Origin of the sequence: Arthrobacter pascens (assembly GCF_030815585.1) — a bacterium.
Classification (GTDB): domain Bacteria; phylum Actinomycetota; class Actinomycetes; order Actinomycetales; family Micrococcaceae; genus Arthrobacter; species Arthrobacter pascens_A.
The window spans coordinates 741,730-768,138 of the sequence record NZ_JAUSWY010000001.1 but is presented as its reverse complement, the minus strand read 5'-3'; the positions used below and the strand labels follow the sequence as shown (position 1 = coordinate 768,138).

24 protein-coding genes are annotated in these 26,409 nt (G+C 66.6%); 10 read left to right on the top strand and 14 right to left on the bottom strand.

The genetic code is table 11. From position 1 onward, the window contains the following. Nucleotides 1-9 precede the first annotated feature (9 nt). The 6 genes from QFZ30_RS03610 to QFZ30_RS03585 all read right to left on the bottom strand — a co-directional run bounded on the left by QFZ30_RS03610 (nt 10) and on the right by QFZ30_RS03585 (nt 9,364). Nucleotides 10-984 carry a hypothetical protein gene (locus QFZ30_RS03610; RefSeq protein WP_307073565.1) on the bottom strand — a complete coding sequence of 325 codons (975 nt, stop codon included), beginning with the start codon at nt 982-984 and terminating at the stop codon, nt 10-12. Nucleotides 985-1,171: 187 nt separating this feature from the next. Then, a complete protein-coding gene (gene menD / locus QFZ30_RS03605) occupies nt 1,172-2,980 on the bottom strand; it encodes a 2-succinyl-5-enolpyruvyl-6-hydroxy-3-cyclohexene-1-carboxylic-acid synthase (RefSeq protein ID WP_373462808.1) in 1,809 nt (602 codons plus the stop codon). A 90-nt stretch (nt 2,981-3,070) separates the two neighbouring features. Continuing rightward, on the bottom strand, nt 3,071-4,816 hold the full coding sequence (gene argS, locus QFZ30_RS03600; protein ID WP_307080028.1) for an arginine--tRNA ligase: 1,746 nt from the start codon (nt 4,814-4,816) through the stop codon (nt 3,071-3,073). Nucleotides 4,817-4,989: 173 nt separating this feature from the next. Further along, nucleotides 4,990-7,071, bottom strand: coding sequence for a PhoX family protein (locus QFZ30_RS03595; protein WP_307073563.1), 2,082 nt, complete (start codon nt 7,069-7,071; stop codon nt 4,990-4,992). Between the two features lie 186 nt (nt 7,072-7,257). Continuing rightward, nucleotides 7,258-8,304, bottom strand: coding sequence for an o-succinylbenzoate synthase (locus QFZ30_RS03590; RefSeq protein WP_307073561.1), 1,047 nt, complete (start codon nt 8,302-8,304; stop codon nt 7,258-7,260). Nucleotides 8,305-8,347: 43 nt separating this feature from the next. Then, nucleotides 8,348-9,364: a magnesium and cobalt transport protein CorA gene (locus QFZ30_RS03585; RefSeq protein WP_307073559.1), complete on the bottom strand. Its 1,017-nt coding sequence runs from the start codon at nt 9,362-9,364 to the stop codon at nt 8,348-8,350. Nucleotides 9,365-9,484: 120 nt separating this feature from the next. Here QFZ30_RS03585 and QFZ30_RS03580 point away from each other — a divergent pair, with 120 nt between their 5' ends. From QFZ30_RS03580 to QFZ30_RS03560, 5 genes are all read left to right on the top strand, one after another. Further along, nucleotides 9,485-10,000, top strand: a complete 516-nt coding sequence (locus tag QFZ30_RS03580) for an ArsR/SmtB family transcription factor (protein ID WP_307073557.1) — start codon at nt 9,485-9,487, stop codon at nt 9,998-10,000. Next, complete coding sequence (locus tag QFZ30_RS03575) at nt 9,895-10,347, top strand: SRPBCC family protein (protein WP_307080026.1); 453 nt, start codon at nt 9,895-9,897, stop codon at nt 10,345-10,347. Before QFZ30_RS03580 ends, QFZ30_RS03575 begins: the two co-directional genes overlap by 106 nt. Before the next feature lie 130 nt (nt 10,348-10,477). Next, nucleotides 10,478-11,020, top strand: a complete 543-nt coding sequence (locus tag QFZ30_RS03570; RefSeq protein ID WP_307073555.1) for a Chromate resistance protein ChrB — start codon at nt 10,478-10,480, stop codon at nt 11,018-11,020. 47 nt (nt 11,021-11,067) lie between these two features. Further along, complete coding sequence (locus tag QFZ30_RS03565) at nt 11,068-12,201, top strand: MFS transporter (RefSeq protein WP_307073553.1); 1,134 nt, start codon at nt 11,068-11,070, stop codon at nt 12,199-12,201. A 138-nt stretch (nt 12,202-12,339) separates the two neighbouring features. Then, nucleotides 12,340-13,452, top strand: a complete 1,113-nt coding sequence (locus tag QFZ30_RS03560) for a LacI family DNA-binding transcriptional regulator (RefSeq protein WP_307073551.1) — start codon at nt 12,340-12,342, stop codon at nt 13,450-13,452. Nucleotides 13,453-13,506: 54 nt separating this feature from the next. Here the strand turns inward: QFZ30_RS03560 and QFZ30_RS03555 are convergent, their stop codons facing one another. The 4 genes from QFZ30_RS03555 to QFZ30_RS03540 are packed head-to-tail and all read right to left on the bottom strand — an operon-like array spanning nt 13,507 to nt 18,368. Continuing rightward, nucleotides 13,507-15,075, bottom strand: a complete 1,569-nt coding sequence (locus tag QFZ30_RS03555; RefSeq protein WP_307073549.1) for a glycoside hydrolase family 32 protein — start codon at nt 15,073-15,075, stop codon at nt 13,507-13,509. 25 nt (nt 15,076-15,100) lie between these two features. Continuing rightward, complete coding sequence (locus QFZ30_RS03550) at nt 15,101-15,985, bottom strand: carbohydrate ABC transporter permease (protein WP_307073548.1); 885 nt, start codon at nt 15,983-15,985, stop codon at nt 15,101-15,103. Between the two features lie 8 nt (nt 15,986-15,993). After that, entirely contained in the window at nt 15,994-16,950 is a 957-nt protein-coding gene (locus QFZ30_RS03545) for a carbohydrate ABC transporter permease (RefSeq protein WP_307073546.1), read from the bottom strand. Further along, nucleotides 16,947-18,368: an extracellular solute-binding protein gene (locus tag QFZ30_RS03540; RefSeq protein ID WP_307073544.1), complete on the bottom strand. Its 1,422-nt coding sequence runs from the start codon at nt 18,366-18,368 to the stop codon at nt 16,947-16,949. The genes QFZ30_RS03545 and QFZ30_RS03540 overlap by 4 nt, the downstream gene beginning before the upstream one ends. 159 nt (nt 18,369-18,527) lie before the next feature. Here QFZ30_RS03540 and QFZ30_RS03535 point away from each other — a divergent pair, with 159 nt between their 5' ends. Further along, the gene (locus tag QFZ30_RS03535) at nt 18,528-19,436 is read left to right on the top strand and encodes a phosphatase PAP2 family protein (RefSeq protein WP_307073543.1); all 909 of its coding nucleotides are present in this window, start codon (nt 18,528-18,530) and stop codon (nt 19,434-19,436) included. A gap of 132 nt (nt 19,437-19,568) precedes the next feature. On the opposite strand, the gene QFZ30_RS03530 is transcribed toward QFZ30_RS03535, so the two are convergent. The 4 genes from QFZ30_RS03530 to QFZ30_RS03515 form a co-directional block, all read right to left on the bottom strand. Beyond that, nucleotides 19,569-20,189, bottom strand: coding sequence for a DUF305 domain-containing protein (locus tag QFZ30_RS03530; RefSeq protein WP_307073540.1), 621 nt, complete (start codon nt 20,187-20,189; stop codon nt 19,569-19,571). Nucleotides 20,190-20,355: 166 nt separating this feature from the next. Then, entirely contained in the window at nt 20,356-20,853 is a 498-nt protein-coding gene (locus tag QFZ30_RS03525) for a hypothetical protein (protein ID WP_307073538.1), read from the bottom strand. Nucleotides 20,854-20,947: 94 nt separating this feature from the next. Then, nucleotides 20,948-23,104 (bottom strand): heavy metal translocating P-type ATPase, encoded by a 2,157-nt coding sequence (locus QFZ30_RS03520; protein WP_307073536.1) that lies wholly within the window; start codon nt 23,102-23,104, stop codon nt 20,948-20,950. A 65-nt stretch (nt 23,105-23,169) separates the two neighbouring features. Further along, the gene (locus tag QFZ30_RS03515; protein WP_307073534.1) at nt 23,170-23,481 is read right to left on the bottom strand and encodes a heavy-metal-associated domain-containing protein; all 312 of its coding nucleotides are present in this window, start codon (nt 23,479-23,481) and stop codon (nt 23,170-23,172) included. Nucleotides 23,482-23,698: 217 nt separating this feature from the next. On the opposite strand from QFZ30_RS03515, the gene QFZ30_RS03510 reads away from it, so the two are divergent. From QFZ30_RS03510 to QFZ30_RS03495, 4 genes are all read left to right on the top strand, one after another. Further along, nucleotides 23,699-24,121 carry a hypothetical protein gene (locus QFZ30_RS03510; RefSeq protein ID WP_307073532.1) on the top strand — a complete coding sequence of 141 codons (423 nt, stop codon included), beginning with the start codon at nt 23,699-23,701 and terminating at the stop codon, nt 24,119-24,121. 324 nt (nt 24,122-24,445) lie between these two features. After that, complete coding sequence (locus QFZ30_RS03505; protein ID WP_307073530.1) at nt 24,446-25,051, top strand: TasA family protein; 606 nt, start codon at nt 24,446-24,448, stop codon at nt 25,049-25,051. A 37-nt stretch (nt 25,052-25,088) separates the two neighbouring features. Then, nucleotides 25,089-25,754, top strand: coding sequence for a signal peptidase I (locus QFZ30_RS03500; RefSeq protein WP_307073528.1), 666 nt, complete (start codon nt 25,089-25,091; stop codon nt 25,752-25,754). Next, on the top strand, nt 25,747-26,217 hold the full coding sequence (locus QFZ30_RS03495) for a hypothetical protein (RefSeq protein ID WP_307073525.1): 471 nt from the start codon (nt 25,747-25,749) through the stop codon (nt 26,215-26,217). The genes QFZ30_RS03500 and QFZ30_RS03495 overlap by 8 nt, the downstream gene beginning before the upstream one ends. Nucleotides 26,218-26,409 lie beyond the last annotated feature (192 nt).

Genomic DNA, 26,409 nt, shown 5'->3' with positions numbered 1-26,409 from the left:
ATTTGCGCGTCACAGGGTGTTACGAGCGTCGAAATCCGCAGAACGGGCACGACGGCGGGGCACCCCGGCCGCTGCGAGCATGCGTTCCAGCTTCCCCGGCTCCATCAGGTCAGACCAGTCCCACCTCACGACGTTGGTCCCAGTGGCCCGGATCCGGTTCTCACGCTTCTTTTCGGCCACCACCGCCTGCGATGCCGTCCGACCCTTCAGGAACTCGGGTTTGACATACTTCTCCAGGCCATCGAATTCACCAACAACCTTGGCCCGCTTCCAGTAGAAGTCGGCGTACCCCACAAGGCCATCCGTGCCGTGAATCGCGTGCTGCAGGACCGGGGCCTCGAAGCCGGCTACGTGGATCAGCGAGCGGCTGTAAGACTCCCCCGCCGAACCAGACAGTGGATCCGCGAAGGCCAAAGCCGCACGAATCCTCCGCCCGGCCGCCGAGGAGTAGTTCGATCCGATGCCGGCCACAAGGTCCTCCTTAGTCAGGGCCGGCAGTCCCAGGGTGCGATCCGGCTTCAGCACATGGTCCAGGGGCGCAGCCGCCTCGCTGAACGGCGTGAACGCGGCAAGATCCAGGACAGTGCGGATGCGGCCGGTGACGAGCAGGCCCTCCCGCTGGACGACGGTCAGACCCGACGGCTCAGCGAAGTGGCGGCTGACTCCGGCGCGGGACCTGCCGCCGTCGTTCTTCCCTGTCAGCGCCTGAACCGGGTGGTCCAGGCCGATGGTGGGAATTCCCCAAACACTGGCCGCGGAGTGACGAGCGAAGACGGTGGGGCGTTCGAATGTTTCTGCCGCGGCCTGGACGCGGAGCCGGTACTGTTCCCACGGCTTCAGGCCCCTCCAGACGTGCCCGTCGGTGTAGATGCCGTGCCGGATCCGGACAAGGGCTCCGGCTTTCACCTGCTTGGCCAGTTCATTGGCGGTCAGCCCATGCTGGACGCGGTCGCGGGCCATGAGAAGGGGCGGAAGGTCTGCCATACACCGAAGATGCCACCTGCGAGTCCAGGTGGACAGGTCCAGGCGCCGATATGTGGAGAACGGCCTACCCACTGTCGACGCGACTCTTCGTTTTCGACACGCACCAATTCTCGCGCGCCCGGAATCTGGGCCGCGGGAGGAAATATCCGAGTCGCCTGGTTCGCGCCGCGTCCTCAGGGCGCGGCGGTCAGCCCGCGAGGACTCCGGCGACTGCTGCGGCCACCGCTGCCTTGATACCTGCGTGGAGGGCGCGCAGGCCGTGCCGGTCCGTGCGTACCTCGATGATGCTGCGGCCTTCGATCGGGGCGGCGAGCGCCTCGGCGAGTCCCGCCGTCGTACTTACCGAGCAATGCCCGACGCCGTACGCTCCGGCGAGTGCCGCGATGTCCACTGAGTGGGGGGTGCCGAAGAGCCGCTCGACGGCGTCCCCGTACCGTCCGGATTCCTCCACTGCACCGTGTTCGAGCAGCCCGAAGATGGCGCCGCCGGAGTCGTTGAGCACCACGATCCGGAGCCGGGGTTCGTCCTCGCCGGAGCCGAGGAGGAGGCCGCCGGCGTCGTGGAGGAAGGTCACGTCCCCCAGCAGGACGGTGGTTTCCTGGCGGCCGCCCAGTGCGATTCCGGTGGCGGTGGAAATGGTGCCGTCGATGCCGGCGACCCCGCGATTGGCATACACCGTGGCCGCAGGTTCAGGGGCAGGCAGGCCGGCCAGGTCCACGTCCCGGATGCCGTTGGACGAGCCCAGGAACAGCTGCCCACGGGAATGCTTCCACACGAGTGAGCCGACGGCGGGACCCGTCGCCGGAGCTGGACCGGTGCCGGCGGTCGGCCCGGTGGCGTTGGACTCCCCGCCGCCGGACTCACCCAGCACGCTGTCCAGCGCGTGTTGGGCGGCAGATCCGGCCAGCAGCCAGGCATCAAGCCACGCAGCCGGTCCGCGGCCGGCAAATTCCGCAAGGTCGGCGAGGCCCTCCAGCGGGAGTTCGGTGCGCCGTCCGGGCTCGTGCCACGCCACCGGGACCGGCTGGTAGACGGCGGACGGCACATCGGCGCGGGCCAGCAACGCTGCAACAGGCCGGGAAAGCGTGGGCCGGCCGAACAGCACCACCCGCTCGACCGGCAGCGAGGAGGACGGCCCAAAATGCTCCAGCAACAACCGGTACGGGCCCACGGCATTCGGCCCGAAGCGCGCGTTTGACGAAGGCTCAGCCAGTAGCGGCAGCCCGTGGGCGCGGGCGAACGCCTCGGCGACAGGGCCGGCGTCGTGCCCTGCAACCACAACGGTGCGCCGCTCCGGCAGGCCCTCCGAGGCGGGCGGCAGGTTCATGGTGAGAGGCTGGGTGCCGATCCGGAAGCGCTGCCGCTGCGCCGCCGTCGGGAGCTGCTCCTCCGGGGAGGGAATCAGCGGGTCACGGAAGGCGAGGTTCAGCTGGACAGGCCCGGGGGCGAGGTCCGAGAACGCGCCGGTGGCAGCGGAGAGGGCCGTCTCCACCGCGCGCAGCGGACTGCTTCCGGCCGGGACATCGGCAGCGAACCGCACGTGCTCGCCGAACAGGTCCAGCTGGATGGTGGTCTGGTTGGCGCCGGTGCCGCGCAGCTCCTCGGGCCGGTCAGCGGACACTACCACCAGCGGGACCGCTGCGTGGTTGGCCTCCATCACGGCCGGCATCAGGTTCCCGACGGCAGTCCCGGACGTGGTGAGGACAGCCGTCGGTGTGCCGGTGGACAGTGCCAGTCCCAAAGCGGTGAACCCGGCACTCCGCTCGTCGATCCGCACCAGCAGCTCCACGCGTCCGGCCGCCGACGCCTCAGCCAGCGCATACGCCATGGGTGCCGAGCGCGAACCCGGTGAGACCACCACGTACTGGACACCGCCGTCGATCAGGGCGTCGACGGCGATCCGCGCCGCTGCCAGCGAACCCAGCGGGAGCGGGGCGGACGTTTCGGCCCCAGACGTGTCAGAGGCGTCCGGGGACGGGTCATTCAGCGAAGTCACCGACCCAGTCTGCCACCATCCAAAACGCTCTCTCACTTTTCGCGCCGAAATCAGGAACGCTCTCTCACCTTTGGTCGCGAAACGCAAGCGCTACATGTTCTCCGGCGTTCCGATCCCCAACAGGTCCAGCCCGTCAGACAGCCTGTGGAGGACGAGTGAGCACAGGGCAAGCCGGGACGCGCGAACGGACTCCTCTGCCTTCAGCACCGGGCATTGATCGTAGAAGGACGTGAACAGCTGCGCCAGTTCGAACAGGTAGGCGCATAGCCGGTGCGGCTCGAGCAGTTCGCCCACCCTCCGCAGCGTGGCACCGTACTCCAGGAGGTGGAGGGCCAGCGCACGTTCGGCGGGGTCGACGACGGCGATCGCACCCGCCGCCGTCGGCTCGCCTTCCGCTCCGGTTGGGCTGGAAACGCCGGCTTTTCGAAGGATGGACCGGATGCGTGCGGCGGCGTACTGCACATAAGGGCCGGTATTGCCGGTGAGTGCCAGCATGCGGTCGAAGTCGAACACATACTCGGTGTCGTGACCCACCGAGAGGTCGGCGTATTTGACGGCGCCCATGCCCACTTGGCGGGCGGTGACGGCGCGCTCCTCCTCGGAGAGATCGGGGCGGCTGGCATCAACCACAGCACGGGCGCGGTCCACGGCCTCCTCCAGCAGGGCCATGAGCTTAACCGGTGTGCCGGAGCGCGACTTGAGGATCTTGCCGTCCTGACCCAGCACGTTGCCGATCTGCACGTGGGTTGCCTCAACCGTGTCCGGAAGCCAACCGGCCTCGCGGGCCGTTTCCATGACCATGCGCAGGTGGACGTTCTGCGGTGCTCCCACCACGTAGAGGATGCGGTCGGCGTGGAGTTCCTGGACGCGGTACCGGACGGTCGCCAGATCCGTGGTGGCGTAGCCGTACCCGCCGTCGGACTTCCGGATGATGAGCGGCAGTGGCTCGCCGTCCCGGCCTTTGAAACCGGCCGGGAATGTGCAGAGCGCCCCTTCGCTCACACGTGCGAGACCGGCCTCCTCCAGTTCCTGGCACAGCTGTGCTAAATGGGGATCGTAGGAGCTTTCGCCGGCGATGTGGTCGTCCTCGAGGCTGACTCCGAGCGTCGAGTAAATGGCGTTGAAGTACAGCTTCGAGTGGTCCACCAGCCGGCGCCAGACGGCCAGGGTCTCTTCGTGGGCCGACTGAAGTGACACGACGCGAAGGCGAGCCCGCGTGGCGAAGTCGGCGTCGCCGTCGAACTTTGCCCGCGCTGCCTGATAAAACGCGCTGGGATCATCAACCAGAAGGGCACCGTCCGGCGAATCCTCTCCGACCTCCAGCCAGTGCTCGATCAGCATGCCAAACGGCGTGCCCCAGTCGCCGATGTGGTTTTGCCGGATCACGGTGTGGCCCAGGGCCTCGAGGATCCGGACCAAGCTGTCGCCCACCACGGTGGTGCGGAGATGCCCGACGTGCATTTCCTTCGCAACGTTTGGGGAGGAATAGTCGACGACGACGCGCTGGGCTTGCGCCCCCGGGCCGCCGCCCGTCGGGGTACTCTCCGCTTTGGTGGCGGCTGAGTTGAGCAGCTCTTCGATCCAGGTGCCGTCGAACGTAAGGTTGATGAAGCCCGGGCCGGATATCTCGACGCTGTTGCAGATGCCGTCGAGCTTCAGGGCCTCGACGATCCGTGCTGCGGCATCCCGCGGCGGCACGCCCACCTTCTTGGCGAGGGACATGGCTGCATTGATCTGGATGTCCGCGAACTGCGACGGCCGGACCACGGGATCGGTGTCGCGGAACTCCTCGCCGAACGCTTGGGCAATGGCTGCTTGGACTCTGGGGACAACCATCTCGGCCGGATTATTCACAAGCTCAAATTATCAGTCCCTTCCCTCTGCGACGTGCCGCCCCACAGGCGACGCTCTCTCACTTCCTGCCGTGGTGCCGATATGGGTGAGAGAGCGTCCCCAAAAAGCCGACCAAAAGTGAGAGAGCGTCGATAGTGGAGAGCCGGAGCGAGGTGCTAGCTATCGGTGCGGAACACCTGGATCACGGACGGGCGCGGGGCGCGCGCCTGGCCGGGAGCCGGCGTCGTACCAGCCGGGACGTAGTCCGGGAAGAAGGAGACCTGCTTCGCAAACGTGCCGTCCTCACCCGGGTGCTGCACGGCGACGAAGACGGTGCGCTCGTCGTCGTGGATGATCGGCCCGCAGGTTTCGGCGTCGCGCGGCACGGCGAGGAACTGCTCCACCTTGCCACGCTCGGCGCCGTCCAGGGTGACCTTGAACAGGCCGTCCGCGCGGCCGATGCCCGAGGGTGCGCCGTCCGTGGAGATCCAGAGGTTGCCCACGGAGTCGAACGCAAGGTTGTCCGGGCAGGAGATGGGCGAAACCTTGTCCGTGGGGAAACCGGAGAAGTAGGTGAAGTCGCCCTGGGCCGGATCACCGCAGACCATGAGCAGGTTCCACGTGAAGCTAGTGGAGGTCTGGTCCCCGGTTTCGGTGATTTCCACGATGTGGCCGTCGCGGTTCTGGTTGCGCGGGTTCACCTCGTTGGCGCCTTCGTTTGAGCCGACACCACGGTTGGAGTTGTTGGTGCAGGCCACGTAGACCTTGCCGGTGTGCAGGCTGGGCTCCACATCCTCGGCACGGTCCATCTTGGTGGCGCCACCCTTTTCATTGGCAGCTTTGTCGGCCGCCAGCCGGGTGTATACGAGGACTTCCTCAACGCTCATGCCGTCGATGGCGGACTTGCCGTCCACCACTAGCGGCAGCCATGCGCCGATGCCGTCAAATGCGCCGTCGTCCGGGAGATCGCTGTCCTTGAAATCCGGCGAGTTGCCCGTGAACTGGGCGACGTACAGGTTACCGGCGGAGAGCAGCGTCATGTTGTGCTTGCGGTCGCCCTCGCGGTACTTGTCCTTGGAGACGAACTTGTAGAGGTAGTCAAAACGCTCGTCGTCGCCGGAATAGGCCACCACGTGCCCGGACTCGGAAATGATCACGTTGGCGCCCTCGTGCTTGAAACGGCCCAGCGAGGAGTGCTTCTTCGGGGTGGACGTGGGATCGAACGGGTCAACTTCCACGATCCAGCCGAATCGGTTTGCCTCGTTCTGGTAGCCCTCATTGCGGGTGTCCCAGCGCGGATCGTCCATTTCCCACTTGCGCGCGGTGGCGTTCGAGGTCAGGCCGTACCGCTTGTCGCTCGCGGACGTGCCCGGTGCGACGAAGTAGCCCTGGAAGTTTTCCTCACCGGAGAGGATGGTGCCCCACGGGGTGGTGCCGCCCGCGCAGTTGCCCAGCGTGCCCTTGATGAAACGGCCTTCCGGGTCCTTTACTGTCTTGACGAGTGAGGATCCGGCAGCCGGGCCGGTGAGCTCGTAAACCGTGTTGTTCAGGTAGCGGCGGTTCAAAGGCGCGCCCTTAACGTAGTTCCACGGCGTGTTCTTGTTCTTCCGCTCCAGCTCCACCACGGACAGACCGTGCGCGGCTGCCCCCACAGCACGCTGCTGCTCGGCCGGCATGGTGGCCGGGAACATGATGGCGTCGTTGGTGTATTCGTGGTTGGCGAACAGCACCGCGCGGCGGCCCTTGCTTCCCGGGATCTCCAGGATGTCCGTGTAGTCGTTGTTGTAGCCGAACTGCTGTTCCTGGGCCGCTGCGGTCTGGTTGTTCAGGTCAAAGGCCGGAGCGTCGTTGAAGATCGGGTCACCCCAGCGGATCACTGGCTGCCAAGTGAAGCCTTCCGGCACGGTAACGGCGTCGACGGAAGCGTCAATCGACGGGATGGCCGTGAACTGCAGCTTCGACTGGCCAAAGCCCTCCTTCGCGGCCTTCGAGAGGCCGGCGGCGCTTGCCGGTTCCGCGGAGGTCACTGCGTTGCCAAGTACGACGGCGAGCGCACCGGCGGCGCCGAAGCCCAGGGCGGCGCGGCGGGACATCGTGGCAGAGGCGATGTCACGGAAGTAGCTGTTGGAGCTGGTGTTGCAGACGTCCCCGGCGCAGGCGTTGTCGCACTTCAGAGCGCAGGTGACGGCGCTTCGCTTGCCCTTCGTGTGGCCCAGCATGGGCAGAAGGTTGAACTTGCGGGCTGTCGTTTCAGACATGGGGGTGCCTTCCAAGGAATCCGATGCGGTCCCGCCCACCCTGTCAGCCGGTTCCAACGTCCAGCCGTCAGCCAGATGAAGTTCCGGTGAAGCCGAGGTGACCTGCAGGAGGTGCGAGAGGGTTCCCCGAAAACGTGCGAAAAGTGAGAGAGCGTCCGGAAGAAACCCGCGGGAAGTGAGAGAGCGTCAGTGGGAGGCGAGGAGGGCGTGGACGCGCCGGAGGCGGTCCAGCCACCAGACCCGGCGCTCGGCCGAAGCCGCAAACTGCTCCAGCAGCCCGGCGTCGGCGTGCACGTCGCGGAGGCGGATGGCGCCGTCGTCGGCCACCAGCGGATCGGTGGTGACGTCCGACTGAAACAGCGACACCGTCCCCAGCCCGCACGCATACGGCAGGTCCGGCAGCGCGGCAGCCAAAGCCAGCCCGGCACGGATCCCCACGGACGTGTCCAGGGCGGAACTTACGACGGCGGGCAGCCCGGCCTGCGCCACGATGTCCAGCGCCCGCCGTACTCCCCCCAGCGGCGCCACCTTGACCACGATCAGGTCGGCCGCGCCGGCGCGCGCCACGCGGAGGGGGTCGGATTCCTTGCGCACGCTTTCGTCGGCCGCGATCAGCACCGGCGTCCCGGCTGCCCGCAACTGGCGGCGCACCTCGGCGAGCCCCTCGATGGTGGGAACGGGCTGCTCGGCGTATTCAAGCCCGACGGCGGCGAGCCGGGTGAGTGCCTCAATGGCCTGCCTCACTTCCCAGCCGCCGTTGGCGTCCACACGGATAGCGGCGTCCGGCAAGGCGGAGCGGACGGCGGCGAGGCGGGCGGCGTCGTCGTCGAGGGTCTGGCCGCGTTCCGCCACCTTGACCTTGACGGCGTCCACTCGGCCGAAGCGGGCCAGGATCTCCGGGACACGGTCCGCGGAAACGGCGGGCACGGTGGCGTTGACGGGGATGCTGGTCCGGAGCGGTTCAGGGAAGCCGTGCCAGCCGGCCTCGACGGCGGACGCGAGCCAGCGGGCGGCCTCGGCGTTGGCGTACTCGGGGAACGCACCGAACTCGCCCCACCCGACGGGACCGTGAAGCAGCATCACCTCGCGCTCCAGGATGCCGCGGAACTTCACCCGCATGGGCAGGCTCACCACGTGCGCGGCGGCCAGCAGCTCGTCCAAGGGCGGGAGCTCCAGCGGCGGGAGCTCCAAGGGCGGGACTCTGAGCGGCGGCAGGGCGTCGTCGGCGGGCATGCGTTTCACTGTACCGGCAGCCGCCGAAAGGGCGCGGCAAACCCTAGATCCATCTGTTGCGCTTGAACGTCCAGTACAGGCCGATGCCCAGGGCCACCATCAGGCTCAAGGCCATCGGGTAGCCGAAGATCCAGTCGAGTTCGGGCATGGTGCGGAAGTTCATGCCATAGATGGTGCCCACCAGCGTCGGGGCAAACAGGATGGCGGCCCAGGACGAAATCCGCTTCACCTGCTCGTTCTGGGCGATGCTGGATTCGGTCAGCTTGCGCATCTCGTCGTTCTGCCGCTGCGCCACCAGGGCTGCGTTGACGGCCAACGCGTTCTGCAGCAGGGCGCGGAAGGATGCCACCCGCTCGTTCAGCCGGAGCACGTGGTCCAGGACGTCGCGGAAGTGGTCCTGCAGCTCTGGCCCGGGCTGGCGCTCCGGGGTTCCGGCCATCAGCGCCTGCAGGATTCCCACCAACGGGCTGGTGGCGCGCTGGAAGGTGATGACCTGGCGGGACAGTTCGTAGATCCGGCGCGACACCTCCGGATCCCCGTCGAAGAGATCGTCCTCGATCTCGTCAACATCGTTCTCCAGGCCGGCGGCAACCGGTTCATATTCATCCACCACCTGGTCGAGGATGCCGTACAGCACGGCGTCAGGCCCCAGCCCCAGGAACTCGGGCATGGCTTCCATCCGGCGGCGCACCCTGGCGAGGTCCGGCGATTCGGCGTGCCGGACAGTCACTACATAATCCTCGCCAACGAACACGTGGATCTCGCCGAAGTCCACCTTCTCCACGTCGTCGAGGTAGCGGGCCGGGCGCAGCACCAGGAACGCGCATTCGCCGTAGTGCTCCAGCTTGGCGCGCTGGTGTCCGGCCAGCGCATCCTCGACGGCGAGGGAGTTGAGGTCGAACTCTTCAGCCACGGACCGGAGTTCATCCGCATCCGGCCGGTAAAGTCCGATCCACGCCATCCCTTCGCGTTGCCGGAGGACAAAGTACGTCTCGTCCAGGCTCGCGGGATCGGCGGTCCGCCGGCCGTCCACGTACACCGCGTTGTCAATGATGGCCACCGCAATGCCTCCTTTGGACGGGTACAGGACAGGGATCCCTCTGGCTGTGACGTTAGCCCCTCTGCGGCCACACGCCAACAGGCCTTCCAATGCATATCCATATGGGTATACAATCGCGGTATGGCACGGGCAGCAACAACAGCGGATGCGTTCAACGCGGTGGCTGAGCCCCGCCGTCGGGAAATCATGGACGCCCTCACCCACGGCGAGCGCCCGGTCAATGAACTCGTGGAACTCCTGGGACTCGCCCAGCCGCACGTCTCCCGGCACCTGAGGGTACTGCGCGAGGTGGGCGCCGTGGACGTGCGGGACGAAGGCAGGCAGCGCCTCTACCGGCTCAACCCACAGGCTCTGAAGCCCATCCACGACTGGGTCTCCAGCTACCAGCACCTCTGGTCCGTACGGTTCGAGCTGCTGGAGGACGTGCTGGATGACCTCAAACAGGAAGACACGCACAGCCAAGAAGGAGCAGGGCAATGGCACAGGCAAGCAGCGGCACCATGGACGTCACCTTCCCCAGTGATGAGGAAATCCTCATCACCCGCACCGTCAACGCACCCAGGCACCTCGTCTACAGGGCCTGGACCACGCCCGAGCTCGTCAGGAAGTGGTGGCCCGGCCGGCGGGGCGAGGTGACGGTGGCCGAGATGGACTTCCGCGTGGGCGGTGCGTGGCGTTACGTCATGGTGGCGCACGGCGAATTCGAGGTGGCTTTCCACGGGACCTACCAGGAGATTGTGCCCAACGAGCGCATCGTCAACACGGAGGTGATGGAGATGCCGGGCGCGCCGCAGGACAGCGAGGAGGGGGCCGTGGTCAACACCGTCACGTTTGAAGAGGCCGACGGCGGCGCCACCACGATCAGTATCCGCACCAACGCGGGCAGCAAGGAAGTCCGGGACATGATTGCGCAGTCCGGCATGGAGGGCGGCGTGCGCGAGCAGTTCGAGATCATCGAGGAGCTGGCGGCGTCACTGGCCTGACGTCACCCCAGGCCCAACTGACTCGCAGTTAACGTCGTGAAACGCGCAAATGAGGACATTAAATGCGAGTCAATTGGGCCGGCGGGGCGCCCGCACGTTGAGTGATGTAACACTTGTTACAATTTTACGTGTGACTTCCTTAGAACAGGTTTCCTGGCTGGTGATGCTCGTCCAGGTTCCGTCGGAGCCGTCGCGGCACCGCGTAGCTGTCTGGCGTGAGTTGCGGCGCTTCGGCGCTGTCCCGGTCGGCCAGGGCGCCTGGACCGCGCCCGATGTTCCTGCCTGCCGAGAGGGCGCGAAGAAGGCCAAGGAGCTCGCCCGTACGGGGAACGGCGAGCTGCTGCTGTTCACCACCGGACCGGCCGACGACGACGCGTCCAGGCTGCGCGAGCTCTTCAACGCCGCGCGCGCGGACGAATGGACAGAGTTCGTCGCGGACTGCGGAAAGTTCACCGACGAAATTGCCAAGGAAATAGCCAAGCAGCAGTTCACTCTGGCTGAACTCGAGGAAGAGGAACAGAGCCTGGACAGGCTGCGGCGCTGGTTCCGCGCCGTCAGAACCAAGGACGTGTTCGGCAGCCCTTCGGCCGCCAGCGCCGACCAAAAACTCGCTGCCTGCACTGAAGCCCTGGACGGTTTTGCCGCGCTCGTCTATGGCGAGGTGCACTCGTGACCGCTGCCGGCTCTCAAGCCCAAGCTACTCGCACATCGTCTGCCCCCTTGTACGCCGCCGGATTCGTCACCGCGTTCGGAGCCCACAGCATCGCCGCCGGCCTGGGCGCGCAGAGTGAAAACATCGGCCTCACGCTGCTCAATCTGGGCATCCTCCTCGCGCTGTACGACGTCTCCGAGGTCTTTCTCAAACCCGTCTTCGGCGCACTCAGCGACAGAATCGGCGCCAAACCCGTAATCGTCGGCGGGCTTGCAGCCTTTGCAGTGTTGTCGCTCATTGGCCTTTGGGCGGCGGACCCGCTCATGCTCGCGCTGGCCCCGCTCGGCCAAGGTGCCGCCGCATCTGCGTTCTCGCCGGCGTCGTCGGCCATGGTGGCGCGGCTGGCACGCGGCGGGAAAGCGGGCACGTACTTCGGCAGGTACGGGTCCTGGAAGAGCCTCGGCTACATCATCGGGCCGCTGCTGGGGGCAGGCCTCATTTGGGCCGGCGGGTTCGCCCTGCTGTTCGGAACGCTGTCCGTACTCGCCGCCGCCACGGCATTGTGGGTCCTGCTGGCCGTGCCCCACCTGGAACCCCTCCCCCGCCAGCGCTACACCGTGCTGGACCTGGCACGCCAGATCGGGGAACGGCGGTTTCTCGTCCCCACACTGGTGCTGGCGGCATCGACGGCGGCGCTCGGCGCGGCGGTCGGCTTCCTCCCGGCGCTGGCCACCCGGCACGGCCTGGACGCCGTCGCCGGCACGGCAGCGGTCAGCCTCCTGGCTCTCGGCTCGGTGCTCACGCAACCGCGGATCGGCAGACTGCGCGACCGGCACAGCATCAGCGACAACCAGGGCACGACGGCGGGACTCCTCCTCATCGCATCAGGCGTCGCCCTGCTGGCTGTCGCCCCGGGAGCGGTCACCATCTTCATCGCAGCGGCGGCGATCGGCGTCGGCGTCGGCGCGGCCACGCCCCTCGGTTTTGCGCACCTGGCGGACACCACCCCGCCGGAGCGCATGGGCCGCACGATGGGGTCCGCCGAACTGGGCCGGGAACTGGGCGACGCCGGCGGGCCCTTGCTGGTGGGCGGGCTCGCCACACTGACGGCGCTGCCGTTCGGCCTTGGCGCCCTTGCGGTGCTGATAGCGGCGGCCAGCCTCCCCCGCCTCGCCCCGGCGAAACCACCCCTCCCCAAGTAACTCGCACATAACGTCGTCATTCCGCGGTTTCACGACGCTAAATGCCAGTCAGTTGGGGAAGGGGAACGCGGAAGTCCACACCCTCCTCACACGCGTTAGGTAGACTGCAGGGAATACCGCAAGACGGAGGGTCTATCCATGCAGCGCAAAGCCACCGCCCTGGACGTTGCCAAGAGGGCAGGGGTTTCCCGGAGCGCCGTCTCGCTGGTCCTCAACGGCCGCGGCGACGGCAATGTGGCCAAGGAAAGCCAGGACCGCATCCGGCGGGCCGCCGTCGAACTCAGCTACTCCCCCAACCCCATTGCCCTGAGCCTGCGGAACCAGCGGACACGGATGATCGGCATCGTGTCCGACCACGTCGTGGTCAGCGCCTTTGACGGGAACATCATTGGCGGGGCCGACGACGTCGCGCGCAGCCGCGGCTTTGTCACCGTGGCGATGGACACCGAGTTTGACGCCGCCCGGGACGAGAGCGCCGTGGAGACCCTCCTGGACCGGCAGGTGGACGGCCTCATCTACGTCACGGAGGGCCTGAAGCCGCTGGACGTGCCGCCCGGCATGCTGCGGGTCCCGTCCGTTCTGGCCAACTGCTACGACAACGCCCCGGTCCCGGCCCTCCCGCACATGATCCCGGACGAAGTGCGTGGCGGCAGGGAGGCCACCAACCATCTGCTGGAGCTGGGCCACCGGGATATCGCGCTCCTGGCCGGCGCCGCCGGATCCGCCGCCGCACCACTCCGCGTCGCCGGCTACCGCGAGGCCTTCGCCGAAGCCCGCCTGGATGTCCGGGAGGACTGGATGAGCTGGGTGGGCTGGGACATCGACGGGGGTTTCCACGGCGCCATGAAGCTGCTCGACGGGGTGTCCCCCGCCGAGCGCCCCACCGCCATCATGTGCGCCAACGACCGGGCCGCCATCGGGGTCGCCCTTGCCGCCGCCCGCCTGGGACTCAGCGTGCCGGGCGATCTCTCGATCATGGGCTACGACGACGAATCCCACGTCGCCGACACCATGGTCCCAACCCTGACCACCATGGCCCTGCCGCTCCGGGAGATGGGCGCCGCGGCCATGACGGCGCTGCTGGCCCAGATCGAAGGCCCAGGAAAATCCGAGGGGCACGGAAAATCCGAGGGCCCCGGGATTCCGGTGGGCCCCGGAATTTCGGAGAACGGACGAGCCGCAAGCCTGGAGACCCTGGCCCCTTGCCGGCTCGTGATCCGTGAATCGACCGGGCCAGCAGCCCACCGCTGACGGCGGCACCGATACCGGCGTCGCCCCGGCAAGTGCACCGCCCGGCCAAGTGCCCTACTCCGGTTGGGTCAGCTCCCAGACGTCGGCCTGCGCGAGGCCCGGAAGCTCCAGGTGCCACTCTTCGCCGGGTTGCGGGTAGGCGCGGACGGTGGTCGCCACCGAGCCGGTGCGGTATACCTCCACCAGGGACGCATCCACGAACACGCCTAGTTCCTCCCCCGGCGCCAGCCTTCCGCTGAACACAATCTGCCTGGGCGCCGCTGAGGCACCCGGGGAACCGGCGCCCGCTACCAGTGAAAGTTCGACGACGGCGTCGCCCGCCGGCGCAGCCACGTCGCCGGAGCGCGTGGTCGCCGCGGTTTCGGTCGCCGCAGCTTCGGGCCGCGCGGTCACCACGGCCTCCGCATAAGGAGGCAGGACAACCGTTCCGGTGGCCTGGGCGGCGGTCTGCACACCGCGGTACGCCTGGACCTCGGGGGCAGGCGTCACCACCAGGGAACCGTCCTTTACTGACAGCTCGCGCGGGAAGGTCAGCACACCGGCCCAGCCCGCGGCGTCGATCTCTTCCTGGCTGCGGCCCCTGAGCCCGTCGCGGCCGAAACCTTCGTTGGCCCAGCCCCACAGCAGCGCCTTCGGCCCAACAGTGTCTGGCCCAGCAGCCTTCGGCCCGGAGTCGTTCGGCCCAGCAGCGTCCGGCCCGGAACCCCCACCCTCGAGCTGCACGATCTGCGGGGCATAGAAGTCCCGGCCCAGGTCTGACTTGCCGCCGGTCCGCGGCGAGAACACCGGCAGCCCGGTGGCAGGATCCTCGGCCAGGGAACCAATGAGGTGCCCCACTCCGTTGGCGTGTTCGTGGGTATCCCCGGAAAGCCACAGCGAGAACATCATCACCCAAGCATCGGAGGAAGAGGCAGAGTCAACGTCGGAATCGGAGGGCACCCGGACCAGCTGCGGGCATTCCCAGATTTCGGCGGGCGTGTACCGTGAAGCCACCGGGTTCTCCGACGTGAGCCAGATGCCCTGGTACTTCCAGTCGGCCAGGTCCTCCACCGTGTACAGCAGCACGGCCGCGTGGCCGGACGCGAGCCCGGCACCCTGCATGGCGTAGCGCTTGCCGTTGAAGCGGAAGATGAAGGGGTCACGGACCGCGGTGACCTGGGCGTCGTCAGGCACGGACGCCGCGATGTGCCCGTCCTGGGCCCAGGACACCAGGTCCGCTGATCCGCGGGAGATGACCACCTGGGAGTGGCCGCCGTCGCCCCGCACGCCGGAGTACGCAGCGGTGGGGACATCGCCGTCGTCCGTCACCACACCGGTCCAGCAGCCGTACTCGTCCGGCCCCCCGTCCTGGGGACGGAGCGCCACGGGGTGTTCCTGCCAGCGGATCAGGTCCGCGGAGCTGACGTGGCCCCAGGCAATCTTCGAGTGCCGGGCGGAACCCGGGTTGTACTGGAAGAAGACGTGGTAGCGGCCGTTGAGGTGGCTGACGCCGTTGGGGTCGTTGATCCAGCCCTGCGCGGGGCGGGGGTGGAACTGCGGGAACGCGGGGTCCGGGTGGGCCGCTGCGACGTCCGCGCAATCGACGGCGGCGTGCACGGTGGCGGCGAGGTCCGGGGATGACATGCGGAAAGCCTTTCAGGAAGCTGGGTTATTTGCTGCTGCCGGCGGTGAGGCCGTCCTGCAGCGCGCGCTGGCCAAAGATGAAGACCACCAGCGCTGGGATCATGGACAGGACCACGCCGGCCAGCACCACCGAGATGCTGCCCGTGCCCAGGTTGCCCTGGAGCGAGACGAGGCCCAGCGGGAGGGTGAAGTTCTGTTCCGAGATGGTCATGATGAGCGGCCGGAAGAACTCGTTCCAGTGGAAGTTGAACGCCAGGATGCCCACAATCGCCATGCCGGGAACCGCCAGGGGTGCGTAGACCGAGCGGAAGGTCCGCCACGGGCTGGCGCCGTCGATCGCGGCGGCCTCCGCAAGATCGGCGGGCAGTCCCAGGAAGTACTGCCGCATCAGGAAGGTGCCGAACGCCGTCGGGATGGCCGGCAGGATCAGGGCCAGCAGCGTGTCCGAAAGGCCCATGCCGCGGATCAGCATAAACACGGGCACGATGGTCACCTGCACCGGCACCATCATGGTGGCCAGCACAATCGAGAAGAGAAAGCCGCGGCCGCGGAACTTCAGGTTGGCGAAGGCGTAACCGGCCATGGCCGCGGTCACCATCTGTCCGACGGCGATGACCCCCGTCACCAGGGCGCTGTTCAGCACCAGGATGACGATGTCCAGCTTCTGGAAGACCTCGGCGTAGGACGTGAAGTCGGGGTTCCAGGGGATGAACGACGGCGGCAGCTTGAACGATTCCGACGGCGACCGCAGCGAGGTGGACAGGGTCCACATCACCGGGCCAAGGGTCAGGACAGCCGCGAGCAGCAGCAGGGCCACCCGGGTGACGAGGCTCCAGTTCGGTTTCCGCCGCGCCGGGGTGTGCCCGGCCGGGGCGGGGCGGGTCAATACACGCTCTGTAGTGGTAGACATGGCTGGCCTTACTGGTAGAAGACGAATCGTTTGCTGAGCCGGAACTGCGCGGCCGTGATGGCCATGATGATCAGCATGAGGAGTACGCCGATGGCCGAGGCCTGGCCGAATTCCAGCCGCTGGAAGGCGGATTCGAAGATCACCATCACCGCCGTGCGGGTGGAATCGCCCGGCCCGCCGCGGGTCAGCACGTACGGCTGGTCGAACACCTGGAGCGCGCTGATGATGGCCATCACCGAGGCCAGCAGCGTGGTGGGGCTCAGCAGCGGCAGGGTGACGTAGACGTGCTTGCGCCACCCGGTGGCGCCGTCCAGCGAGGCCGCCTCGTAGGTTTCCGTGGGGATGGAGGCCAGCCCGCCGATGAACAGCAGGAAGGAGAACCCGAAGTTCTGCCACACGTAGACCATGATCACGACGGCGGCGGACCCGCCGGGCGTTGTCAGCCACGGAACCGCGGGGATGCCGGCGAGGGACAGAAACCAGTTCACCACGCCAAACTGCTCGTTGAAGAGGTAGCGCATGAAGATGGACACCGAGGCCGCGGAAAGGATCAGCGGGAAGAAGAACGCGGACCGGAAAAAGGTCCGGAGCCAGGACGGCAACTTCTCCTGCACCATGATTGCGAGCGCCAGGGCAAGCCCCAGTTGGAGAGACACGGCCACCAGCACAAAAACGATGGTGTTCAGGAAGGACACCCGGACCGTGGGGTCCTGGACCACCGTGGCGAAGTTGTCGAACCCCACAAAGCTCGGGGCGGAGATGATGTCCCAGCGGAAGAACGCCAGGACCACCGAGGCGACGATCGGCACCAGAGTGAAGAGGCCCATGCCCAGGATGGTGGGGGCCAGGAAGATCCACGCAAGCAAACGCTGGCTGTGCCATCCGGACTGTGCGGGAGCCGCACCGGGGGCAGCTTGTTTGGCGGTGTGCTTCTGCCCTTCCCGGTGACGAGTGGTGGTGCTCATGACTGCCTCCTCAGGGCAATTTCAAGATCGCGCTGCATGGAGTCGAGGGCCTGCTTGAGCTGGCGCTCGTCGCCGCTGACGGCCAGCGAGACGTTTTTCATCAGGGCCGTTTCGACGGCGGCCTGCTGGGGCGGTGCAGGAATGGGCCCTGTGGTGGGGTACTTGTCCAGCGTGTCGTAGAAGACCTTCCAGTGCGCCGGCCCCTTGCCCTTGTACAGCGCTTCGTTGACCATGGAGCGCCGGGCCGGGGTGGTCCCCGGGTTGGGGAAGATCAGCTCCATGGCCTCGCGGCTGGAACTGAACTTGATCCATTCCCAGGCGGCGTCCTTGTCCTTGGCGGTTTTCATGATGGCGTATCCGGCGGTGCCGAACTGGTGCCGCTGGGTCCGCCTTTTCGGGAAGAACGCGACGTCGAAGTCGTTCTCCTTCATGCCGGCCTCGTGCAGGCCCTGCACCCAGTAGCCGCCGGCCGGGGTGGTGCCGATCCGGTTGGAGGCGAAGAGTCCCACGAGTGAGCTGCCGCCGCCTTCCTCGGGACGCACGCCCAGGCCGTCCTTGACCAGGCCGCGCAGGTAGTCGAAGGATTCGAACACGCGGGGATCGTCGGCGTTGGGTTCCAGCCATTGGTAGCCGCCGGAGCGGAGGCTGCGGGAGGGATCGTTGGCGTAGAAGCTGTCCCAGAGCCAGTCCCCGCCTGTGGACTTGGTTTCCTTCAGGAAGCTGGTGTCGTTGGCGTAGAGCCAGGGCACCACGCCGCCGAACAGCCGGTTGGTCCAGTAATACGGGGTGAAGTCCTGCGGCCTGGCCTTTTTCATGGCGGCCAGGTTGCTGCGGAAGTCCACGTGGGTCCAGTCGTCCGCCGGGCGGTCCAGGCCGGCCTGCCGGAAAGCCGTGGTGTTGTAGTACATGTTGGCCGCATTCCAGTCCATGGGCAGCTGGAAGAGGCTGCCCTTGTACATAAAGGCCTCCACCAGGCTGGGGTGGACGTCAGCGAAGAACTCGGCCATGTCCGCGGCGTCGCGGCGCAGGTACTCGTCCAGCGGGTGGGCCAGCTTGTCGGCGAACAGCTGGGCGCCTTCGGTGGCCACGTACACAACGTCCGGCGGTGTACCGGCGGCAACCATGGTGAGGATCTTGGTGAAGAAGTCTTTCCAGTCCACGGCCTGGATGGCCTGGACCTTGACCCGGATGTCCGGGTGGAGGCGGGTGAACGCATCGATGGCGCGCTGGCGCGCGGCGGCATCGGCTGCGGTTCCCATGATGGCAATGCTGAGGCTGTTGTCCCCTCGCCCGGGGATGTCGGTTCCGGAGAGCCGCGGCCACGACGCCACGGTTGCTCCCACGATTCCCGCACCCAAGGCACCGAAGGCGGTCCGGCGTGAGAATTCACGCAGACGGCCATTTGTGGCACCGGTCATATCATTTTCCTTCCTAACACGTGTGAGGTAGCTTATGCATGTGACCTAACACGTGTCAAGCATCACATTGTTTGCGTCTCGGGATCCCCTTGTTTGGCGCCGCGGATCTCCTTGCCGAGGCTGAATACGCCTCCCAGCTTTCTGTGACACCCTTAACCGATGACTTTTCCACGACAGGCGCCCTCCCGGACTCCGATGCGCCCCGCACCGGGCTCTGGCTTCATGTTCGCGTTCGCCACGCTTGCCTGCATTGTGGGGCTGATCGCCACGTACTACTACTTCGTCCAGACCACCACTGGCCAGTTCATCGACGAGTCCGCCCTGGTTGAAGCAGTGGATATCCATGGCCCGGCCGGCAAGGCGGCCACGGAGTTCCTGGACTGGCTGCCCACCATCTCCCTGGTGGTGGCCGCCGTCGTCGTTCTGTTTGTTACGGTGATCCGGCGCCGCTGGACGGCGGCGGGGATCGCCGTGGCCGCGTGCATCGGTGCCAACATTGCCACCCAGGTCCTCAAGGACGTGCTGCCGGTCCGCCCGGACAGGGGTGTGGTGACGCTGGAGCTCAACTCCCTCCCGTCCGGACACACTACGCTGGCGGCCTCCGCGGCGGCTGCGGTGTTCCTGATGGCCTCGCCGCGCTGGCGCCCGATGGCCGGATTTGTGGGCGGCACCTTCGCGATTGCGTCGGGCGTGTCCACGCTGATCAACCAGTGGCACCGCCCGGCGGACGTTGTGGCGGCGTTCCTGCTGGTGGGCGCGTTCATGGTTCCCGCCGGCTGGCTGATCCTGCGGCTCGGCGGGGTCTGGAACGTGTGGGAGGGGTTCGGCAAGCATGTGGGATCCGCCAGGATCTGGCTGACGCTGCCGGTGGTGATCGGCCTGGCCTCGGCCGTGGTGGCGGTGTTTTCGCTGGCCAGTATCGCGCCGGGGCCGGGGCAGTCGGACAGTACCACCAGCTACTTCTGGGCCGGAATCTCGCTGATTGTCATTGCCGGGTACCTGGCCACGGTGGCCACCACGTCGCTGTTCGCCTACGCGGCCCGACGGCGGGTCCCGGCTTCGCGCTGATGGCGCCCCTTGCTGCCGCGCTGCCCAACTAGGTCGCAGTTAACGTCGTTATGGGCAGTCATAACGACGTTAAGTGCGACCTAGTTGGGCGGGGCAGACGAGCCCGAGAGGAGGGACCGGCGCCGGGGCTGGTTAGAGGGTTCCCAGCAGTCTCTGCATCTCTTGGATTTCGGCTTCCTGCCCGGTCACGATGGCCTTGCTGAGGCTGACCGCATCCGCGTTTTTGCCGGCGGTCCCTTCGGTTTTGGCCATTGTCACCGCGCCCTCATGGTGGGCGACCATCTGGCTCAGGAAGAGCTTGGCGGCTTCAGTGCCCTGCGCAGCCTCGAGCTTCTTCATGTCCTCCTCGCCCACCATGCCTTCCATGCTGTGGCCGGAGGGCATCGTGGGTTCGTTCCAGCTCTTGAGCCAGCCGGTCATCGTTTCGATCTCCGGGCCTTGGGCCGCCTTGATCTTGGTGGCAAGGTCCGTCACTTCGGCAGGAATGTCCTGCTTCATCAGAATCATGTCGCTCATCTCAACGGCCTGGGCATGGTGCGGGATCATCATCTGGGCGAACGTGACGTCCGCGGCATTGTGGTCGGCGGCAGCGGGTGCGCTGGTGGACGGGGCGCTGCTGGCGGAGCCGCCGTGGTCCATGCCGGGCATGGACGTACCGGAAGATCCGGGTCCCCCGCTCCCGCAGCCGGCAAGGGCGATGGCTGCGGCGATGGCGGTGGCGGTGGCTGAAAGGGTCAGAAGCTTTTTGGTCATGGAATCAGGTCCTTCAAACTTGGGTTGGCGCAGGGCGCCGCGGGTGGTGTGTGCATCGGTGATGCGGCGCGAGGTCCTCTGTGAGGGTCGCGCCGGCAGGAGGTCGCGTCGGCACGGGATCGGGGACTGCGCGCCGGGCGTTGCCGCCCGGGCGGGCACCGCCTGTTTACGTCCTGCTGATGGACAGTTCACCCGGCGAAGGTGCGTCAGGAAGGTAGGACCACAGTCCGGGGAGCATGCCGTCTGCTGCGCCGCTGGAGATCACCGCAATGACCGTGGTGCCGGGCAACGGAGCAGAGAATGAACCGGTCTTCGCTGTCGGGGTACACGCGGCTGTCATGGCGTGCCCGTTCGCGCAGCTGCCGGAGCACGAACACTGCTCCAAAGTTCCGGCCGCATCTTGGACAGACGACTGGGAATTGGCCACGGTTCCACTGGGAGCACTATGGCCCGCGTGGCCCGGCGGGGATTCGGCATGGCCGGTGCCGGTGATGGGCGTCAGGACCGCGTCGGTTGCAGTGACAGCGGCGGGGGAATGTGTGCCGTGGGTGCCGGTCATAACGTGCATGCCCAGGATCCCGGCGATGACGGCCAAGAGGGCCGCGAACAGTCCCGCGCGGTGGAGGAACGCCGTGGTGAAGTCCCCGCGGCCTGGTGCGGTCATGACGTTCCTCCTTCCGCTTGAGTCGGACTGACTTCAAGGCTACCGGCCGCGGCCGCCCAGGCCGTGTCCGTGTTTCGCTGGCCAGTGTTCCTTGTCAACGGACCTGCGCGGGGTTGAGTCTCACCCGGCGCAGCAGCTGTGCGTTCAGTGCGACCACGATGGTGGAAACCGACATCAGGACCGCACCGGCAGCGGGCGACAGCACAACCCCGGCAAAGGCGAGCACACCTGCGGCAAGCGGGACGGCGATGATGTTGTAGCCGGTGGCCCAGACGAGGTTCTGCCACATCTTCCGGTAGCTCTCGCGGGAGAGATCCACCATCGACAGGACAGCTCGGGGGTCGTTGCCGGCCAGGACCACGCCGGCTGATTCCATGGCGACGTCTGTGCCTGCTCCGATAGCGATGCCCACCTCGGCCCTCGCCAGTGCCGGGGAGTCGTTGACGCCGTCGCCGACCATTGCCACCTTCAGTCCGCGGGCTTGGAGCTCGGCGACCTTTTTGTCCTTGTCAGCGGGCAGGACTTCGGCGAAGACTTCGTCGATGTTCAGTTCGGATCCGACGGCCTGGGCCACCTGGTGGGCGTCGCCGGTGATCATGGCCACCTTGATGCCCCGGCTTTGGAGGGCGGATATTGCCTGCTGTGATTCTGCCCGGATTGCATCTTCCAGGCTCACCGCGCCCAGGACCCTGTTCCCCTCCACGACGTGCAGCACGGCCGCGCCGCGGTCCATCCAGACCCGGGTGGAAGCCGCTAAGGACTCAGGTTCATTGATTCCCAATTCCCTCAGCAAGGCCGGACCGCCCACCTGGATGGTTCTCCGGTCAACCGTTGCGCGGACGCCACGGCCGGTCATTGACGTGAAAGCTGTGGCGCGGGGAAGCTCCAGGCCCCGTTCCCGCGCTGCCCGGATGATGGCGCGCGCCACGGGGTGTTCGCTGTCGGATTCCACGGCGGCTGCCAGGGCCAGCAGCTCCTCCCGGCTTGTTCCGCCAAGAGCGGCCGCGTCTTTGAGTTCGGGTTCGCCCTTTGTCAGTGTTCCTGTCTTGTCGAACAGGACGACGTCGATGGTGCGCATGCGTTCCAGTGCCATCCGGTTCTTGATCAACACTCCTGCCCTGGCTGCCTGTTCTGTTGAGATTGCGATGACCAGGGGAATCGCGAGTCCCAAGGCGTGCGGGCAGGCGATCACCAGCACAGTCACGGCGCGGGTGACTGCGTCCGGCACGCTGCCCAGCAGTGTCCACGCGATGAAGGTGATGACGCCGGCGATAGCGGCGAAGTAGAAGAGGAAGGCAGCGGCTCTGTCGGCCAGGGCTTGGGCTTTGGAGGAGGAGGCCTGCGCTTCGGCGACGAGGCGCTGGATCCCGGCAAGGGCCGTGTCATCACCAACTGCCGTGACCTGGACCCTGACAGTGTTGTCCGTGGCGACGGTTCCGGCGACAACAGAATCGCCGGCCGCACGGAGCACCGTCTTGGATTCACCGGTAATCATCGATTCGTCGAACTCGGCCTGGCCATCGACGACGGTGCCGTCAGCCGGCATACGCGCCCCGGAACGGACCAGGACGGTATCCCCGGCCCTGAGTTCGGAAACGCTGACAGTTTCGGTGCCTGTCTCGGTGATGCGTTCGGCCTGGTCAGGGAGCAGGGCCGCGAGAGCGTCCAGGGCGCCTTGAGCCGAGCCGAGTGCGCGCATTTCGAGCCAATGTCCCAGCAGCATGATGGCGACCAGCAGGGCCAGTTCCCACCAGAAGTCCAGGTCGAAGCCGCCGACGCCGAGGGTGGTGGCCCAGGAGGCGGCAAAGGCGACGCTGATGGCCATGCCGATCAGGAGCATCATGCCCGGGGTCCGGGATTTGAGTTCCTTCAGGCCGCCTTTGAGGAACGGTTGGCCGCCGTAGAGGAAGATCACCGTTCCCAGTACGGGCGGGATCCAGGCCGATCCCGGAAACTCGGGCGGCATGTAGCCCAGCAGGTGACCGAACATCGGGCTGAAGTACACCACCGGAACGGACAGGGCCAGGGTCAGCCAGAACCTGTCCTTGAACATCGCCGTGCTGTGCCCGGCATGCTGGCCATGGCTGTGTACTGCATGGTCATCGTCGGAGCCGTGGCTTTCGTGCTGGTGGTGGCGGATCGGAGGGGTTGCCGTCCCCGTCCTGTTGGACGCCGGCGCGGCAGCCGCTTCGTGGCCGGGTTCGGGACTCTGGGCTGCGTGGTGGCTGTGGTGATGGGTGTGGTCTTCCATGTTTCCTCCTTGAGAGGATGAAGGCCTGCCTGCGGACGAAGCGCCGCAGGCCGGCAGGACCTTGGCTAGCTGGTGATCAGGCGGTATCCGGCGGAGGTGACAGCCGCACGGAGCGCAGCATCATCGGGAGTTCCGGAAACAACCAGGCGTGAGCGGCCGCCCCGGACAAGCTCGACGACGGCGGCGGCCACGCCATCCACTGCGGTGACGGCATTCTCAACGGTGGCCACGCAGTGTCCGCACGTGAGCCCTTCGAGGGCGTACTCGGCTCCTGCCGTGCTGGTGATTGAGTCTTCCGGGGCTTCGGTCGAGCAGCAGCGGCAGCCCGATGCGAAGGATGCTAGCGGCAATTCCTGCCGGGATTCTGTTCCATTCATGTCAGTTCCATTTCCTTGACGAAGGTTCCATGGGTGCTGGGGTTGAACGGCTGTGATGGCGGTGCACTGCACCCGCCGGGACATACCACTTCACTGACAACGCTCTCAATATACCCCCAGGGGGTATATTATGGAAGGGGTCATGAGGGAAAAGTCTTGAGCCCGGCTCAGGTGCGGGCCATCCTTGGGACAGCCGGAATCACAAAAGGAGATGGCAATGAATCAACATGGGGATCCAAACACCGAGGAAGCAGTCCGGACAGCCGGCGTGCTCGCAGCCCTCACCCATATCGACAATGTCGGCTTCCACGGCATAGCCACCAACCTGACGGGTGCATCCCCGAAGATCGACAGGAACTGGTCTGGCCTGATCCGTAACGCGCGCATCGCTGTAGATGCGATCGAGTGGCCCGACGAAATCCAGTCCGCCGCAGGAAGGTTTACGGCAGCAGCCGGACTGCTGGCCGACGCGCTCGATCAACGTGACACAGACGCCACCGCCGACCCTGCAAAAGAACTCCACGTGGCATACCACGCCCTCAGCGACGCCGGTTGGAGTCACCTCGCAGGCACGGCCAACATCCAGCAGGAAGAAAAAGTCCACCACCATAACCACGGCACTCCACACGGCGCGTCCTAGGCGAAGGCCCGAGGAGGCGCTCCACAGCAGGAAACTCCAAGGCACCGCCAGGGCCCCGCCCCGCCCAACTAGCTCGCAGTTAATGTCGTTGTGGGCCCTCATAACGACTTTAACTGCGAGCTAGTTGGGTGAGGCGTAGGAGCCTGAACAGCATCGATACCCTAAAAAACCTGCGCAAATCTTGAGGAAATTCCGCCCGTTCGTTGATCCGCGACGTGCACAGTGGTTCTTGCCAGCTCAAGAGCTTGGCACTAGGGCCGGCCCGCTGGGGGCCGGCCCGCCCATTTGGGGGGATGGGCTTTTCGCGTAAAGGACACCTCCCTCATGAGCATCAGCATGAAAACCACTTCCGGCAAGATCCTGGCTTCCGTCGCACTCGTGGGCACTGCTGCCGCCGTTGCAGGCATGGGAACCTATGGCGCCTTCACCTCCACCACATCAGCCAGCCAGGCAGTCACCGCCGGCACCGTGGTCATCGCCCTGAATGAAGCAGGCGCCGCCAACACCCTGAACGTCCCGGTGACCGGCCTCCTGCCCGGCGACTCTGTCGAAAAGATCGCCACGCTGACCAACACCGGCAACTCGGCACTGAACAGCATCACGCTGACGGCCGGCACCACCACCCCGTCGCTGCTCACCACGGACAGCACCAACGGCCTGCAGCTGACCATCCAGTCCTGCAGCACCGCGTGGACCGGCACCGCTGCACCGTACACCTGCTCAGGCACCACCACCACCGTCCTGGCCACGGGCCCGGTCATCGGCGCCGACAAGGCCCTGGCCGGTCTCGCCTCCGTTGCCTCCGGGGCGGCGGACAACCTGAAGGTCACCACCTTGCTGCCCGCCACGGCCCCGAACACCTTCCAGGGCGCCGCCAGCACCATCACGTTCGACTTCACCGGCACGCAGCGCACAGGAACGGTCAAGTAGCCTTTCCATCCGGACTCTTCCTTAGGGCTGTACAGCGATGAGCACAGTAACTGATTTCGCCCGGGCGCCCGGCGCCGTTGAGGAGCCCAAGCCGTCCCGGCGTCCTCGCATCTTCCGCGGCGGCGCCGGGACCACCACTGCCGGGACCACCACCCCCAAAGCCGGGACCACCCTCAAAGCCGCCGCGCACCGCACCGCGAACATCCTCTCCACGGTGATGGTGGTCGTCGCCGTGGCAGCGTTCCTGCTCCTCGCCGTCGGCCCCCGGGTGCTGCACTACCAGACGTCCACCATGCTCACCGGCTCCATGGCGCCGCTGATCAACCCGGGCGACGTTGTGGTCACCGCGCCCGCGCCGGTCAGCGCCATCCGGGTGGGTGACATCATCACCTACCACATCCCCGTGGAGGACCACCGGGTGGAAACCCACCGCGTGGTCGAGATCCTCACCAATGAGGAAGGTACGACGGCGGTACGCACCAAGGGTGACGCCAACAACGGTGCGGACCCCTGGAGGGCAACCCTCCAGGGAGACACCGTGCACCGGCATATCCTGACGGTCCCCTCCGTGGGACAGGCCATCCGCATGCTCCGGGAACCTGTTGTCCTGAACACCCTCATGTACGGGGCACCGGCTGTGCTGGTGATCGGGCTGTTGGCTTCCATCTGGCGCAGGAACGCGGAGTCCGCATCCGGTGAGTAGGCGACGGCGCAGCATCGCAGAGGCGGCCCGGGCCGCCGGCGTGGTTCCGTGCCTGATCCTGGGCCTCGCGCTGGCACCCGCGGCCAACGCCTCATACACGAGCACCGGCAACGCTGCCACGAGCTACTCGGCTGCTACAGTCCCAATGCCCAGCGCCGCGTCGTTTCCGGTGACCGCCAGTTGCCTGAAGATCTCAGGCAACTTCCACGTCAGCATCGCCGCCACCAGCGTCGGGACCGTGCAGTACGCGAACTACCTGGAGATAACCGTCCGCAACCCGGGTGGCGCGGTGCAGTTTACCGGTGATCTCAGCAGCCCGTCCCAGCGCACGTATTCCACCGTCGCCAGCAACAATGCGGGCAGGGGCACGTGGACCTACGAGATCCGGGCCAAGTACAAAGTCCCCAACTCGTCGAACATCTGGAGCAGCCAACCGCTGACGCGGACCCTCGTCTGCTCGTAGCCCTCTGCTCCTGAGACGATCAGTAGTTCTGGCGGTGCCTGAACCGGGGAATCACGACGGCGAACACGGCTGCCGCGGCGAAGCCCAGTATCCCGGTGGCTGAGACCCCCGCACCCAGGGAAGCCAGCGCCGTCACCACGGAGATGTTCCTGTAGTCAAGCCGGGCAGCCTTCGCGCACGAGTGCGTGTAGC